At 51.5% G+C, this 15,825-nt stretch carries 15 protein-coding genes, 1 tRNA gene and 1 pseudogene; all 17 read right to left on the bottom strand.

Annotated elements, in window-relative coordinates; translation table 11 throughout:
• Nucleotides 1-5 precede the first annotated feature (5 nt).
• Nucleotides 6-695 (bottom strand): PP2C family serine/threonine-protein phosphatase, encoded by a 690-nt coding sequence (locus CX650_RS15315; RefSeq protein WP_101096302.1) that lies wholly within the window; start codon nucleotides 693-695, stop codon nucleotides 6-8.
• 2 nt (nucleotides 696-697) lie between these two features.
• Entirely contained in the window at nucleotides 698-1,372 is a 675-nt protein-coding gene (locus CX650_RS15320; RefSeq protein ID WP_101096303.1) for a vWA domain-containing protein, read from the bottom strand.
• Nucleotides 1,373-1,442: 70 nt separating this feature from the next.
• Nucleotides 1,443-1,622 carry a hypothetical protein gene (locus CX650_RS15325; RefSeq protein ID WP_101096304.1) on the bottom strand — a complete coding sequence of 60 codons (180 nt, stop codon included), beginning with the start codon at nucleotides 1,620-1,622 and terminating at the stop codon, nucleotides 1,443-1,445.
• Nucleotides 1,623-1,809: 187 nt separating this feature from the next.
• A complete protein-coding gene (locus tag CX650_RS15330) occupies nucleotides 1,810-3,615 on the bottom strand; it encodes a nuclease-related domain-containing DEAD/DEAH box helicase (RefSeq protein ID WP_229800009.1) in 1,806 nt (601 codons plus the stop codon).
• Between the two features lie 114 nt (nucleotides 3,616-3,729).
• Nucleotides 3,730-3,987, bottom strand: coding sequence for a hypothetical protein (locus CX650_RS15335; protein ID WP_101096308.1), 258 nt, complete (start codon nucleotides 3,985-3,987; stop codon nucleotides 3,730-3,732).
• 210 nt (nucleotides 3,988-4,197) lie between these two features.
• The gene (locus CX650_RS15340; RefSeq protein WP_157823040.1) at nucleotides 4,198-4,542 is read right to left on the bottom strand and encodes a DUF4258 domain-containing protein; all 345 of its coding nucleotides are present in this window, start codon (nucleotides 4,540-4,542) and stop codon (nucleotides 4,198-4,200) included.
• A 215-nt stretch (nucleotides 4,543-4,757) separates the two neighbouring features.
• Nucleotides 4,758-5,744, bottom strand: a complete 987-nt coding sequence (locus tag CX650_RS15345; protein ID WP_101096311.1) for an HNH endonuclease — start codon at nucleotides 5,742-5,744, stop codon at nucleotides 4,758-4,760.
• A 123-nt stretch (nucleotides 5,745-5,867) separates the two neighbouring features.
• Nucleotides 5,868-6,773: a KAP family P-loop NTPase fold protein gene (locus CX650_RS20565; RefSeq protein WP_101096313.1), complete on the bottom strand. Its 906-nt coding sequence runs from the start codon at nucleotides 6,771-6,773 to the stop codon at nucleotides 5,868-5,870.
• Nucleotides 6,770-7,309, bottom strand: a complete 540-nt coding sequence (locus CX650_RS20570) for a P-loop NTPase fold protein (RefSeq protein WP_101096314.1) — start codon at nucleotides 7,307-7,309, stop codon at nucleotides 6,770-6,772. Before CX650_RS20570 ends, CX650_RS20565 begins: the two co-directional genes overlap by 4 nt.
• A 58-nt stretch (nucleotides 7,310-7,367) precedes the next feature.
• Complete coding sequence (locus CX650_RS15360) at nucleotides 7,368-8,534, bottom strand: restriction endonuclease subunit S (RefSeq protein ID WP_101096315.1); 1,167 nt, start codon at nucleotides 8,532-8,534, stop codon at nucleotides 7,368-7,370.
• A pseudogene (locus CX650_RS15365) lies at nucleotides 8,531-10,083 on the bottom strand (type I restriction-modification system subunit M). The gene CX650_RS15360 and the pseudogene CX650_RS15365 overlap by 4 nt, the downstream one beginning before the upstream one ends.
• Nucleotides 10,080-10,391: a hypothetical protein gene (locus CX650_RS15370; RefSeq protein ID WP_101096317.1), complete on the bottom strand. Its 312-nt coding sequence runs from the start codon at nucleotides 10,389-10,391 to the stop codon at nucleotides 10,080-10,082. Before CX650_RS15370 ends, CX650_RS15365 begins: the two are co-directional and overlap by 4 nt.
• 38 nt (nucleotides 10,392-10,429) lie before the next feature.
• The gene (locus CX650_RS20460; protein ID WP_229800011.1) at nucleotides 10,430-11,332 is read right to left on the bottom strand and encodes a type I restriction-modification enzyme R subunit C-terminal domain-containing protein; all 903 of its coding nucleotides are present in this window, start codon (nucleotides 11,330-11,332) and stop codon (nucleotides 10,430-10,432) included.
• 36 nt (nucleotides 11,333-11,368) lie between these two features.
• On the bottom strand, nucleotides 11,369-11,896 hold the full coding sequence (locus CX650_RS20465) for a helicase-related protein (RefSeq protein ID WP_268248573.1): 528 nt from the start codon (nucleotides 11,894-11,896) through the stop codon (nucleotides 11,369-11,371).
• A 30-nt stretch (nucleotides 11,897-11,926) separates the two neighbouring features.
• Nucleotides 11,927-13,876, bottom strand: a complete 1,950-nt coding sequence (locus CX650_RS20470; RefSeq protein ID WP_229800013.1) for a DEAD/DEAH box helicase family protein — start codon at nucleotides 13,874-13,876, stop codon at nucleotides 11,927-11,929.
• 64 nt (nucleotides 13,877-13,940) lie between these two features.
• The gene (locus tag CX650_RS15380; RefSeq protein WP_101096318.1) at nucleotides 13,941-15,443 is read right to left on the bottom strand and encodes a sigma-54 interaction domain-containing protein; all 1,503 of its coding nucleotides are present in this window, start codon (nucleotides 15,441-15,443) and stop codon (nucleotides 13,941-13,943) included.
• A gap of 303 nt (nucleotides 15,444-15,746) precedes the next feature.
• A tRNA-Asp gene (locus CX650_RS15385) sits at nucleotides 15,747-15,823 on the bottom strand.
• Nucleotides 15,824-15,825: the final 2 nt, after the last annotated feature.

Here is a 15,825-nt window from a genome sequence, read left to right on the forward strand (position 1 = left end):
CATCCCTAGTAGTGGCGCAACATCAATAGGGTCTTATCATCACTATGCCCCGGCGTGGGCCAGTCACTTAGTTGACGATGCAGCCATTTCTTCGCTTGTCTTGTATTTTTGTGCAACAGCACTTCACTCAGGTACCCACAGAAAGCTGTTGGATTAGTCAAATCCTCACTGATGCCGTCTGTCATCAAAAACAGGCTATTGTCGTGTTCACGCAGAGTTCCCGAACCGAATTGCCAATCCGAAAGATGTTTGGATATGCCAAGGCCCGTGGTCTCATTACTGAAAGCTGAACCCAGGGCACAGGAAATTGGCATGCGGGGTGAGGCCAGCAATCCGTCGCCCAAATGCCCGTACCTGAAACTTCCATCGGATACCCCCCAAACCAAAATACAGGTGGTGACGGCTTCGGTCGGTTGAATATGCAATTGCTTCAATCGCGCCAGCCATTGCCGATATAGCATCTCAACAATCACCCTGTTATTCACTTCGAAGCCAAGCATCTTCACACTCTGAAGAGCGGCCTTTGCTGCCTCTCGGGAGCCTATGTCTGAACGAGTTCGAGAGCCCATGCCATCACAAACGACCGCTGCCCAATATGGCCCCCAGCAGCCACACATCAGATAATCCTGATTAGGCAAGCCGCTTCGTATATGTCCTGGGCCCCGAACACTGCAATGTTGAAAAGACAGTTTCAAGGTTAAAAACCCAGCTCCAGCAGATCGTCGCCAACTCCTGGTTGGTACTCTATTTTGATCGGCTCACCGGGTGCTGAACTTCTGGTGCGGGCACAGACGCTCATGGTGACTGCTTTAAAGAATTGACGTATATCGTGGGCGTCATTGGCATAAAAGAGCGGCGCCTCCAAATCATTGCCAAAGTCTCTTAACAGAGATTCATCCGCATCTGAGCCAATAGCAAGTGCCAGTCGCGTTGCCTTGCGAGCCCTCTCGCTGGACTTAAGTCGTTCAAAGGGGCCGCGAATATCATCGGTGGGATGGCCATCCGAAATCAGGATAATCACCGGCCGATATGCTCGGGAAGGAATGAGCTCTTTATCTTCCAATAACGCGGTGGCCAACTCCATAGCTTCCCCCATCGGCGTTCTGCCAGCAGCACTGAGAGGCTCAACTTCTTTAATCTGATGCGCTGGGGTCAATGGCAGGTGCTGAGTCACTTCATGACCAAAGGTAATGAGCCCAACTTGGATTTCGGCTTGCATTCTGCCTTCCTGTGCAAAGCTGCTTACCATATCCTTAAGAGCTAAATTCAACGCTTCGATTTTGCCATCAACGCTCATGCTGCCGCTGGTATCTGCCAAAATGATAACCGGCAGTGGACGAGCCGATTTAGCTGTAAAATCACCTATTCCCATGGATTAAATTCCTTCTTTTTTGTTCAATTCTTAAAATCAATTGCCAGGGTTCAGCGGGATAACCGCCTGTTTAAAAGTCATATCCCTCACACCATCCCTCATGCTCAGCGAAAGCGGATAACACATCATCTTCAACGCCTGAGTAGCAGTGGATGGAACCTGTGTCATCATGTTCAAAATTTTCACTGCCGGCGTAGTCATATCCGGAGTGATTGGAAACCACCTTAAAATCATCGTTGTTGTTCATCATTGAGTTCTCCTCTGTATACATCCTGTATCAGCAGAACTCATGCCAAAATTTAATACCCAGTATATCCAATGCCTTAACTTAATTTACACAATAAGCCAGACTGATATGCCGTAAGTAAATTTACGCCAATGTAATTTTTATTATGCATTGTGCCTTGTGAAGCAGCAGTGCTTGTCCATCAGGCGGTTCATGCCATGACGCTCTCGAGCGATTCAAATACCGGCCAGGTTTGGCCGAAGCCTCTCAGTTGCGGCGCACTTGATACCACTGTGAGAAAACTGCCGTCGGGATGTCTCTTCAGTCGTGTTAGGCCGGTATATAACAGCGCCAGATCAGTGGTTGTCAGCTTGCCGCTGATGCATATCACAATGGCGCGCGACTCCCAGCCTTTAAAACTGTGCAGAGTTGTGGCCTTTACCCGGGCATCCCCCATGTAAAAACCAACCTTTTGCCGCCTGCATTCTCGCTCGTCGTTGTCATAGGTATGGATAACTCGGATGCCTTTTTGCGCCAGTGCATTAACCACCAGCTGACCGGTTGCCTTGTGGCTGCAGAGTAACGTCAGATCCGCAATCGCCAGCGGTTGAGCCGTGTCATGCTTGAGGAGATCCAGCAGCGCGGTACAACAGCTGTCCACGGTCCGATGTGCATCTATTTGCACCCACTTTAAATAAGACTGTTCCAAATCCAGGCCCAGTTGCTGCCCCTTTGGCAAATTGACCTGTTCAGGAGGAAGGAATTGCTGTGCAAAGTCCTGAACAAGCTCAAGAATTCGTTGCGGCAGTCGGTAACTGATACTGAGTTCAGACCAAGGGCCGCGAAACCCTGCATTGGTCATAGCCTCATCAGTCCACCGGGACGCAGTACCATAGACATCCTGAGTGGAATCAGCCACCAGCAGCATTTCGCCACCGGGATTTAACACCAACCTCAGCACGCTCCACCAGTGGGGCAAAAAATCCTGGCCCTCATCGACCAAAATGGCATCGTAACGGGCAACATCGCCGTCAGAGTCATGCCGAATGATTTTCTCAACCAAGGCTGGCACCAGGTCGTCGATTACATGTTTATCAGCCTCATTGTTCCCCAAATGGAAGAGTTGCCGATACTCTTCATCTGCACCGGCATCAGCACAAACCCGCTTGCACCAGGCGTGGAAATTTAGCCAAGTGATACTGGAGCGAGTCTTACCTTTACCACCCGGCCAGCGCACTGCCACGTCCATCAAGTAGTGCAGCAGGGTTATGTTGAAGGTCACCACCAGGATCTGCTTACCCTGACTTATCAGCTCCGCCGCCCTCGCGGCCAGCACCAGAGATTTGCCCGAACCTGCCGCGCCTTTTATCCGTCGATAGCCTGACTCAGTTCTGCTGGAAACCAGTGCCCGCTGGTCTTTATCCAGTTCCAGTGGCCGCCTTTGTGTCTGAGCGAAATCGGGCTCGACGAGCCAGTTACGTAAATCCTTGTACATGTCGTCATTCATTACAGGGGAATAAAATGACTCCCCCTTGGGGAATACCGCTTTCATGTTTCCGCCTTGCAAGGTGTTGCGGCCAATAACCGGATACAGCATAGGGTATTTATCCACTTCCCGGTGTTTAAGGCAGGGTGCAAACAACCTCAAAAGCTGCTCGTCATCGGCAAAGGGAAATATCACCCCTGCGGTGATAGCGCCAAACCCTCTTTTGCTTTCCAGGCGGGGACAGTAGAGTTCAAAAATTTCCTGTTTGTAGCGGTGAACTTGCTCAATTGGATTTTTGCTGTGTAACGAGAAGGACTTACCATCTTTACGCCCCATCAGTTTGGGCGTTTTATTGGGCTGGATGTCGACCCAATACTCCATGGCGCTGAGATCCCAGTCTTTAATTTCAAACACCGCAATGCCGATTTTTGGGCTCAACAACACAATATCGGGCCGTAAACCGTTCAGATGCGGCTGCATATAGATATCCCAATGCTCCGGCAAATGGGTATCAAAAAACTCAAACACCATCCTCTCGCCCTTGGTGAGGGGCTGGCGGAGTTTGTGAAATTCCGCTTTGGGAGGAGACACGAATCTTGTCATCTGATGGCCTTATCATCCCTGACTATTGTGCAGGTAACGCTCCTATTGTGTTGACGCAAGTGACGCAACCTGGCTTGCAGGCTTAACGTGCGTCTGTGCGACGCTTTGCGATATTAAACATTTGAGTGTGGTGTAGGGGGCTGCACCAACGCCCTCGCCGGCGGTAGCTGTCACCAGACAATATTGGGATTCAGCACCAAACAGCTGCATCAGCGCCATGTCATCGAACTCTACGATGTAGTGCTCAGAGCCATCGGTGCCGGCCTTGTTGGCCTTTTTGATATCGAACATCACTTCCATATTCTCGACCTGATCCATTCAATGAAACGGCGAAGCTGTCGACACAGCGACCAACCCTTCACACATCTTCGCCTGATAATGTCTTGTGCGCTGTGACTTAAGTCAATGATTTATTGAAATTAAAATATTGTTTGCTGGTATTTCAACCCACAAGAAATGCTGCCCCTAATCACTGAAAATGAGTCATGCCGTAGCATAACTATTTGCTGTTCAATGCAGATGCCGGTGCTTTCTCTTGGTCGGACGGATGCCGCGCAGATCGTGATTCCTGTACACAGTCACCACCATATGCTCACCCTGGGAGGTGATCACCTGAACTCCATCCAGGGCAAGCAGCTCTGGCACCTGCTTGCCATAGCGGGCAATCTCCTTACGGCCAATCACATGAAACACGGTACGGCGTGAGTGAATTTTTCGGCCGTACCTGAGGGTAAGCAATACCGCTTGCTCGGATACGCCACGCTGATCCATGCGCTTGCGGGCATGTGCCGCCAGCTCAACATCCGCTGTGCAATCAATGCCTGAAGATGGGGAATAATCGGTTTGATGTCTCATCGTTCTGCCTCCTGGTTGCCTGTGCCAGAGATAGAGCAGATTCAGTGCCAACATAAATAACAATTTAAATTCATACACTTAAACTTTTTGCCGTAGAGTGCTCATCTAAATATCTATGGGATTTTTACCTTATTGTAAGTTTGTTTACAGCGATAGAAATTTAAACAACAACCTAAGGTAGATCCCACTGCAGCCATTACTGATAAGTAAGTCGTCTACATACCTTCAGAGTTCCAGATATGACGAGTGCGCCACCTCAAGGCATCAGCTGAGGGCCTTGCATCTGGTGAGAGAGGTTCGTGTAATCGTTTTCCTGCCAGTTTGCCGTATTCTGTTTCTCGAAGCATTTCGGCTACTTCTACTGTACGTGTGTCCGGACAGATATTGATTAGTCCTAAATCGAACAGGGTGTGAAGATCAGCCCGCAGTAGCAAACCATTGCAGATGTCGTTAGCCCTGCGCTCACTGAAGGGAATAATATGCGCCGCCTCCAGCGCCTCAGGAACCGCAGTTCCTGACAGACAACAGCACCCTTCATAGGCTTCAAGTAATTTCTGCCGAAACGCGGGCTGACCCTGACGATCCGCTATCCACTGTAACCTTTTTGCTGTTGCACCAGCCTCAACTACTATCGCGGCCTCGTCCAAAGCTTCGGTCGTGTCCGGAACAGCAGTTTGCTCACATTGTCCTTCCAATACCCTTAGAAGATACTGTGCAAAGTCCTGGAGTAAACTCGCTATTCCTTCCGCTATGCTGGTTTCGTCGGCAAAGTACCCTTGTCGGTACCCGTACTGAATGCCGACCACATCAAGGTCTTTATCGCGAAGCTGTGATGCCCAGGACGTCCTTGGATTCATTCCCACCGATTTTATCAATGGGGTTTCGTTGAAGATAAAGGGTTCGGCCTGAGATAACAGGTCGTAAGCGCCGCGCTGTTCCTGTCGAAACCAGACGCGAATATCCAGCACCGAATTGGTGCAGACCCGGCTGAAACAAACGGCCAGCAAGTGCACTTCGGGATGAGGGTTCTCAAACTTCAGCCATGCCGCTTTATCCTTGAGATCCGGCGAGCAGCGCAGCTTGCCTGCATAAGGCTCGAACAGTGGCCTAACGTGCTCAAAAATCTGTTTTGAAGCTTGTTTCCAGTCCCGCTCAAACTGCTCAGATCCCGAGTAATCAATATTATTGGGAGCAAATTCCATCTTTACCTCCACGGTATTTCAAGGTAGCTGTCACAGAAATCCACGTCAGCCGGATGCCACGTTACCCAGAATGGTCATTCCTTTGGCAACATCGGCGAAGTCATTTTCAGCAAATACGCGCTTCTAATCGGATATATCTATCTGACATACCAGCTCAATCCGGTTAAATGCGGTTCCGCGCAGATCTGAGTAATCCCGCGATGTATCATTGCTTCTTGATAAACGTATCAACTTGGCCAATTCAGCTTGCCGGGGATCATCATCAGGAAACTCACCACTCAATTGCTCCCAAGGTGCGATCAATGGCTCCAAATCGGTGTTTTTATATTCATCGTATCCCGACTTGATAAGCCAACCACATATAACGCCAAATGATTTGGGAAAGGGAGTGGTCTTAATGTTGCCCCCCAACAAGAACTCGATTACCTCATTGGTGCACATCACATCCTGCACAAATCGTTGATATAGCGCGCTTTTCTCCTGGCGCAGTATCAACATGCACAGCAGTACGACAGTATCTAAATAATCATCTCTAGGTATTGAACGGACTATCAAACGCAATCTGGTGATTAACTGGTCTATGTCCCTTACGGTGTACTCGAAACGCTCGCACAGCCAAAACAACATGCTCTCTACAGTATCGATGTTTCTATTGCCATTATGGAGTTTGGCAAAGCGATTCTGTAAATCCTGCTGCTGCAGCCGCATCCGTATATACGCGTTCCTGTTTGGAGTTCTCAAGCTGTAGTCGAGGTCGATAAAGCGTTTCAAGTAACTAAGTCCATCGAAACTTGGGCCATAGACACCCTGAATACTCTTGCTGAGCTGATCGCGGTTTACGGCAAGCACAAACACCAGGCGGTCGATATCAAACAAATGCTTGATACGCTCCAGCACTTCGATGGCATAGGTGGGTTTGCAGCGGTCGAGTTCATCGACAAAGACTATCAGGTTAGCCTGATCATCAGGCAAGGCATCCAGCGCCACCGACAGCTGCTGTTTGAACTTGGCCAACGATTTTTGTTTCACGTTAAAGCTTCTAGCAAGCTACCAACAGCCTCGCCGGTCAAATCGGCAGCGAGCTTTTCGTATTCCTTATCAAGATCTAATGCGCCAAAGGTGGCGGCTTTGGCGGCAGCGACCGCAGTTGCTTTGATAATCCCGGGGGCACAGGCTTTGGCTTTATCCCACGCCTCTTTTATCGCGGGTTTACTCGATTGTGAAGTTAGCCAGTCATCCAGCACAGATAACATGGGCAGCAGCGGATCGTCGGCAAAGTCACTTTCCCAGGCATTGAGGTAGAGGCTGACCTTGCCCTCCTTTTTCAGGAACTGCTGCCAAAGCTGAATAAAAGTGGTCTTGCCGCCGCCCCAGGGTGCATCGATGGCAAACACCAGTGGTGCCTCGGCATTCAGCAGCACCGGGGTGAGGTTTTCAATTTCACGGCTGCGGCCGAGCTTATCGGCTACGCACGGCCACTCACCTTCCGCAAAGCTGGGCGGATGAAAACGCAGCGGCACTGCCGACTTGGGGTTGTTATCTGAGTTGGCGCTGCTGTCTGGCATGTTCACGTCCCTGTGGCTGGTGAATGCTGTTATGTATTGCTGGCGATGAGTCGGTGCTTCAAAACTTGCCGCTAAAGGCTTGCTGGCTCATTGAAGCGAACAAACCATCCAGTTCATTCTTAGCAATTACTTGAGAAGCTAGCCCAGCAAGTACTTGGTCCCTTACTTTTAGATATCCTTCTTGTACTTCTAAAGGTGGATACGGAAACTCTATTGAATCGAGGATGCCAGTATTCATGTGTGTAAATGAACCATCAGTACCAACTTTAAGCCTTCCTACGCGCCCTTTGCAGTACGTCATCAATGCAACAAAATATTCGGGCATCAACCTAGGGCCGAAGCGAACTCGAATTAAGTTAGTACTGATCAGCGACCGCGAGTATCGAGTTCGAACAACCCCCATTTTCCCAACAGTTCCAGCTCGCGATATAATTACATCTCCGGACAGTACACTGTACGATTCCAGCTCCTCATATTTTTCAGGTGTGACCCAAAGTGATGGTGAATCTTTGAACTCTCCTGATAAAGAGATGTTGTCCATATTCCAAACAGGAACGCCATCACTCTGATACTCATCTTTCTTTAACGCGCTGCCGAATGGGCCACACTTTGTTCCTTGCTTTTGATCGCAATAGAACTCTTTGAGAGTGCGGACAGGGAAGCCCTTTGGGTTGGTGACGGGATCGCCGAACATGTCGAGGAAAACGCTGCGCAGGAACTGGTCGGCGAGGTCGATGGCTTGCTGGCGTTTACGGCGCAGGGCGTCGGCCTTGTCGAGGATGGCGGCGATGCGCTTTTGCTCGGTCAACGGCGGGAGGGGGATTTCAATCTCGCGAATTTTCTTCACGGAAAGATGTTTTACCGTAACGGCAGGCGTCTCTGCATGAATTCGGAGCAAAGCATCTGGAAGAAAATGATACAGATACTGCTGATCTAATTGGACCCCATCAGCGGTGATTTTGCACACCCGCTGATTCAGCAATGCTTTCCCGCCTTGCCACTTTTCACGGTTAAAGTCTCCGTCCATCCCGATCAGCATATCGCCATCATTGATAACGAAATCATCCGAGTAGTCGCCTTTGTAAAAGGTTTCAGATCGCCCGCGCACCACATCACGGATACGCGCTAAAGGCAGCCCTTCGGTTTCGCTAAAATTTGCGGACTTGAAAGCAAAACCTGAAAGGATCGTGGTCAGCTTTTCTAATTTTACGAGCGGAGCACTCACAGCATCTCCTCCAGCGCTTGCAGATCCCGCTGGATCTCCGCTTCCAGCGCCTTGAGCCGCGCCAGAATGTCTTTGGGGGCATCGTACTCTTCAGCCTGGTACTTTTGCTCTTTATAGCGATTGAGGGACAAGTCGTACTTGTTGGCGGCGATTTCGTCGCGGCTGACCCAGAAAGATTTGCTGCTGCGGTCATTGGCATCCGTGGTCGCACTGGCCTTGTCGCGGGCCTTGAAGGCCTTGACCAGCTCAGGCAGATCGTTAGCCTCGATGGGCTGACGTTTGTCGTCGAGTGAGAAGCCATCGGCCGCTACGTCATAGAACCAGACCTGATCGCTGCCGCCGCAGCCGGGGCTGCCCTTGGTGAAAATCAGGATGGCGGTGGAGACGCCGGCGTAGGGTTTGAACACCCCGCTTGGCAGGCTGATGACGGCGTCGAGCTGGTTGTCGTCCAAGAGATGCTGGCGCAGCTGCTGGTGGGCCTTGCTGGAGCCAAACAGCACCCCGTCGGGAACTATGGTGGCACTGCGGCCGCCGAGTTTGAGCATCCGCAGGATAAGGGCGACAAACAAAAGTTCGGTCTTTTTGGTTTTGACTACCCGCAGCAGTTTGGGGTCGACATCTTCTTCATCGAGGCTGCCCTTGAATGGCGGGTTGGCGAGGATAAGGTCGAAGCCTTCGCTGGCATCCTTCGGGAAGCGCTCAGCAAAACGCTGGCTTAAGGTGTCCTGATAGTGGATATCGGGCTCGGCGACACCATGCATCACCAGGTTCATGGCGGCGATACGCAGCATGGTGGCATCGAAATCGAAGCCGTGGAACATGTCGGTGTCGACATGCTTGCGGTGCTCGTGCAGCAAATCACCAAGGAAAATGGTTTGCTCGACGGGCTCGCCTTTGTCGTTGCTGACGGTTTCGCGGATCACCCCTTCGGGGGAGCTGTATTTTTCCAGCAGGTATTCGTAACTGACCGACAGGAAACCTGCGGTACCGCAGGCCGGATCGGCGATGCGGTGGCTGGCGTCTGGGTCGAGCATTTCCACCATGGCGCGGATGATATGGCGCGGGGTACGGAACTGGCCGTTAATGCCGGCGGTGGTGAGCTTACTGAGCAGATACTCGTACAGATCGCCCTTGGTGTCGCTGCTGTCGAGCGGCAGCTCGCTTATCATGTTGACCGCTTTGACCAAAAGGCTTGGCTTTTGGATCATCAGCTGGGCGTCTTTCATAAACTCGGCAAACAGGGTGCCCTCACCCGCCAGATCTTTAAAGTGGGGAAGACGTCGTCTTTCACCAGCTTGAACATCTGCTCGGCGGGCAGATGACGGAACTGCTCCCAGCGGATGTCCTGATCGAAATCACCGAAGCGGCGCTTGAACGGCTGGCCGGTACGCTCGGCGCGCTTTTCGTCACGGCGCTCGTTCATATCCAGGAGACGCGCGTACATCAGGAAGGTGATTTGCTCAATCACGGTGAGCGGATTGGCGATGCCGCCGGTCCAGAATTCTTCCCAGAGTTTATCGATTTTGTTTTTCAGTTCGCCGGTGATCATGCAATTTTCTCTTTGGTTTCAATTTTTTGCCAGTGGCTAATCGAGCGTTGGTCCAGTGCGTAGAGCCCGGCTATTCCGCCCTGAGATGGCGGCTGTTCGGTGCGGGCACGCACCTTATAGCCCTGGGTGGTGACTTTTAAGATCATGTCCTGTTCGTCGGAGACTTCTATGCCTTCGGCCTTGGTATTGCCCTTTTTGGAGAGACGAAAGGCCAGCTTGCCTGTGTCGTTGTTTTTTATCCGCACGGGATAGAGCACCTGACCATTCTTATGGGTTAGCCGCAACTTGCGGCACAGCAACTCATTCATTCGCAGTATCCAATCCTATCAAAGTTGTAGCCTGTGGCTCAGGCTGACATGGGTGAAGTGGCCCGCGTTATAGGGGTGCCCAGCTCCACGCCGAATCTGTTTATCAGTGCCACCAGCGCATCGGCCTGGGCCGGATCGGTAAACACACCATCGAGACCATCGGTGTGCACCCCGGTAAAGGGCTGGTCGTAAAGCTCTGCCACCCTGATAGTGCCGAACTTGCACAGGTGGTTTTTCAGCAGACCAATAAACCGCAGCTGGCGGCTGTTTAAATGGATATGGTGCTGCTGCACAAACGCAGTAAAGGCCTGTTCGACGCCCTTTTCATCCATGCCGATAAGGGTTCGCAGCAGCTGGTCGAGGCTCGCGCCCGAATCCGGGAAAAACGCCTTGAGGGTGCGCAGATCCAGATTGGGATTCTGAATATGCACCAGGGCGTTAAGCTGGGTGAGCTCGGCGTCGCTGACCGGTTGCCCCTTGCGGATTTTGGCCAGCACGGGATCGGTGGCAAACAGTGGCGACAGGGTACGCTCCACTTCCTGACGGAAAATCTGATAGTCCACTGTGACAATATGGGTCGGCCTGTCGTTTATCTGGTATGCGGCGGTATCTTCCCGAATATCCAGCACCGGCAAGGTTTCGGTTGGCGGCGTGCTGTCTTTGTCTCGCAGGTGGATGATACCACGCAGCGCCAGGCGCTGCTGCTCCAATGCCGCTATGCTGACATGTTGCCAGAAGCTGTCCTGCTGGATGGCTTTGATGGCATCGGCCTTGGCGCGCACCGCATTGAGATCCATCTTCAACCGGCCTACTTTGGTCATCACCGGCTGTTTGGCCACAGCCAGCTCAGACGGCTTGGTAAGCTGAATGTACTGCAATTCGGTAAGCTGCAGATCCCAGCAAATGGCTTCTGACTCGCCCTTGATGTCGCGCCACTGCATCAGCGGCGCCAGCTCAGCGCGCAGCAGTTGGCGGGTCTAGGGGGCAAAGCTGTTGAGCCGTTTGGGGTCGCTCAGGCGAGCCTTGAGCTGCCAGTTGTCGCGCACCGCGATGCAGCGGTCATCGAGCGCATCGATATCGGCCTTGATGAGGGTGATCGCGTGATTAAACACCTCCATCTCGGCCTTTTTAAGTGCGGTTTCTGCCAGGTTGATGCGGGCCTCGAACAGCTTTTCACACAAGGATTTATCGGGCCTGCCTTCGTCTTCCGGTGGGTCCATCTCGAAATAATCGAAGTTGCCCCAGTGATCGAAAATTAAAAAATGGCTCTTGGGCTTGCCAGGGCCGTATAGATCTTCACACAGACGGGTACCGCGCCCCACCATTTGCCAAAATTTGACCTTGGATTTGACCGGCTTGGCAAACACCAGGTTAACCACCTCGGGCACATCGATGCCGGTGTCGAGCATATCAACGGAGACGGCGATGGTGATTTGATCTCTGGAGCCATCGGTCTTTTTGAAATCGTCGATAAGATCTTCGGCGCGCTCATACTTAGAGTGAATTACGCGGCAGAAATTACCGCCATGCTGAGGTTACATTTCGCCAAACAGGCTTGCCAGCAATTCGGCGTGCTGAATGGAGCGGGCAAAGACAATGCTTTTGCCGGGCAGCTGACCATCGAGATCCCGCAGGCCTTTTTCCATCAGGTTACGCAGGATAGCGCGGTTGGTGTCTTTGTTGTAGACGGCTTTGTCTATGTCTGAGGCACTGAAATCAAGCTCATTGGGGTCGATACCCTGATCTTCAAGCTCCGCTATCTGCTCATCGCTGAGGGCATGTCCCCTTATTCCTTCACGCAGAAACTGAGTGGTATGGGTCACCACCCGGAAAGGGACCAGATTGCCTTCGTCCACTGCGCGCTCCAGTGGGTAGCTGGCTGTGGGCAGTTTGTAATCACAACCAAACAGACGGCAGGTAGAGCGGCTTATCATTTCGACCGGGGTAGCGGTAAGGCCAACCTGCCGGGCATCGAAGTACTTGAACAGGTCGCCATAGACGTTGTAAATCGAGCGGTGGGACTCATCGGCGATGATAAGGTCAAAGTAGCCTACGTCGAACTGCTCATAAATGCCCATCATGCCCGGATAGGTGGCGATATAGATACGGGCATTGTGTTGATCCTCTTTTTTACTGCGACCAACCACATATAGCGGTTCTTTAATGAATTCGCTGTAGGCGTTTTTGGCCTGTTTGCGCAGCTCTTTACGATCGCACAGGAAGAGTACCCGCTTGGCCCATCCGGCATCGAGCAGCCGCTTGGTCAGTGCGATGGAGACTCGGGTCTTTCCCGTACCTGTGGCCTGCACAATCAGGGCTTTACGATGCCCCTCACTGAAACGCTCGCTGACACGGGTAACGGATTCGATTTGATAATCCCGACCAGCAATAGCGATATCTATCGGGGTGGTGTTCAAGTTCTGACGCTGTTTGCGCTGACTGATGAGGTACTGCAGGCTGTCTTTGCTGTAGTAGCCATAGAGCTTGCGTGGCACTGAGTCGAGAACATCATCCCAAATCCAGATATCGTAGCCGTTGGTGTAGAAGATGACAGGTCTTTGCCCATGGGCTTTTTCAAGGGCATCAGCATAGAGCTTGGCCTGTTGGCGGCCCTTTTCCGGATTCTCACGGGCACGCTTGGCTTCGACTACCGCCAGCGGCTTGCCATTGTCGTCCCACAGCACATAGTCGCAATATCCGATACCTGTGGCAGTGGGCTGACCTGTGACCTCATGCTCCAGACTGACCTGCTCGGTATTGCTGCCATTTTGCGATACCTCCCAGCCGGAGAGGCGCAGTTCGCTGTCGATAAGGCGACGACAGGTCTCGGCTTCGTTAAGATCAAGGGTGCTGGCGGCCTTGGTACTTGCCAGTATAAAATCCTGGAATTTGGATTGGTCTATGGCCGCTTTAAACTGTGCCGCCTGACGCTGGGCTTCCTGCTCGGCCTGCTGCGCGGCTTCAAGCTCCTTCAAGGCAGTCTCAAGCTGGGCAGTTTGAGCGGCGAGTTTTTCCTGCTGCGCCTTATTTTTTTGTTTCAGCTCCGACTTGGCGGTTGCTGCCTGAGGTTGCTCGGGTGTCTGGAACTCAGGGCACTGCTCCCGGCTGCCGCCACCCTGGGCGATAAACAACCAGCAGCCCAGATAGTAGGCTTCCTGAACCAGCCAAACAGCATTGGTTGCTGAAACATTGCCTTCGTGGGCGGCCTTATTGCCGTGAATGCGGATAGCATGGAGTTTGTCGAGGATGACCCTGGGCACGACGGCGGTAAAACTGCCGTTATTCAACCTGTCCATGAAGGTGGCATTGGCTTCCGCAGGCAATTTAAGTTCGCTGTAAATGACGCCCACCAGTTTTTCAACATAACAGCGCAGCTTGACCAGGGCACTTTGCGGGTCGGAATGGGCGTACGTCTCCGCAAATCCGCCGAGTTCGGCCAGTGCCGGCCATTGTTGCCTGAGGTGTTCAAAGTTCATGGACTGCATACCGTTTTGCCCTTAATAACGTCCTGTTTATCAGATATCGTGCCAACTTAGGGGTTGCCGCACATCAATCACCATCAATACCTAGCTTATCCATCCAGTTTGTCAGCGTTTGATGGTTTGGTAGCCCGAGCAATTTTGCAGCCTTGCTTTTTTGGCCAGCGGTAATTTTTAATGCCTCAAGAATACAGTGACGCTTTGTTTTATCAATGACTTGATTGATATCTATACCAGCCGATACATCGATTGATTGCACCTGCTGCTCAGGTCTTTCACGACGTTTTATCATGGCTCGTTGCAGATGTTCTGCGGTAAGCATATTACTGTCTGACCAGATAGAGGCTCGCAGCAAGGTGTTCCATAGCTCCCGGATATTACCCGGCCATGGCTGGATTTTTATAAAATCTATTGCGTCTTTGGAAATTTTTTTACTTTGATAACCGGGCTGGTCTTTGGCTTCATCGTTCAGACGCGCTATCAGCACCGCCAGCAAGTCTTGTATATCTTCATGGCGTTCACGCAAGGGAGGCAATTGCACCACGCCCACAGCCAGTCGGTAAAACAAATCCTCTCGAAAACTGCCCTCGTCCACCATAGCAAGCAAGTCTCTGTGAGTGGCCGCAATGATACGCACATCAACGGTTTTTGGCTTGCTCTCACCTACAGAAGTAATCTGCTTTTGTTGCAAGGCGCGCAGCAGTTTGGCCTGAGCATCAAGGGGCAGCTCACCGATCTCATCGAGAAACAGAGTACCACCGTTCGCCTCTTCAAAGAGCCCTTTTCGGTCTTCCATTGCCCCGGTGAAAGAACCCTTTTTATGGCCAAACAGGTGTGAATCAATCAGAGTTTCAGGGATAGCTCCACAGTTAACGGCGATGAAGGGCTTATCTGTACATGGAGACGCCTTATGGATGGCCTCTGCGAAGACTTCTTTACCCGTACCTGACTCGCCCTGAATAATCACTGGCAAATTGCGGGGGGAGAGTTTTTTCGCCATTTCAACAGCATTGCGCATCGGTTCTGAGCCGGTCTGAATATGGGCAAATTGACCATCAAAATCGGGAGCAGAGCTTGCAAGTTCTCCTAATACCTCATCCTGACGTTTAAGGCTTTCAAGGGCGATGTTCACGGGCAAAGTAACGTCTGACAGCCCGTTCTGCACAGAGGTTTGAACGAGTTTGGTGTTGTAGATACCCTTACCAAGCAGTACCCACACAGCAGCCATAGCCGGGGTGCCTGATGACAGGTTTAAGGTTACCAAATCGCTGTCGAGGCTTGTCTGGCTTAGCTCTTTTTCTGCAATCGCATAAATGCTGGGGTAATCAATAGGGCTTTTAATCTTAACTGTGTCGATGATGATCTTGGTTGATCGGCGGTTGCTGCGCAGTGTTTTTGACAGCCAAATCTGATAGTCAGAAATCCTATCAAACCAATTATTGGTAAGAATTTTAACCTCATCATAGGGAGCATCTGACTCGACAAGAATGGAGCCGATAGGACCAAGCGTCCCTTCGGCTTCTGCGTCAAGATCATGCTTACCCAACCAAGTCAGCAAGAGTCTACGTTTCATCACAAAGCAGTTCCTTTACTTATTTGTAAGAGAACTTACCACATGACCTTTGTGTATCCTACTCACACAAAACAAAATTTGAGATCATCGGCAGCTTTGTAAGAAATGGAACTTAGCGGTCTTGGTTTGGCAAATTTCAAGGCAGATTTACTCAAACAGTTAGGAAATGACACTCGGCCAAAACTGGGTTCGGGTCACCGAATGGTCACGGATTGGTCACAGTCACAAACCGCGATATGAGGAAGTTGAATGCGTAAAAATCAAAAAGCCCAAGCTATTTATAAGCTTGGGCTTCATGAATGTTGGCGGAGCGGACGGGACTCGAACCCGCGACCCCCGGCGTGACAGGCCGGTATTCTAACCAACTGAACTACCGCTCCTT

Origin of the sequence: Shewanella indica, from assembly GCF_002836975.1 — a bacterium.
GTDB classification, from domain to species: Bacteria; Pseudomonadota; Gammaproteobacteria; order Enterobacterales; family Shewanellaceae; genus Shewanella; species Shewanella indica.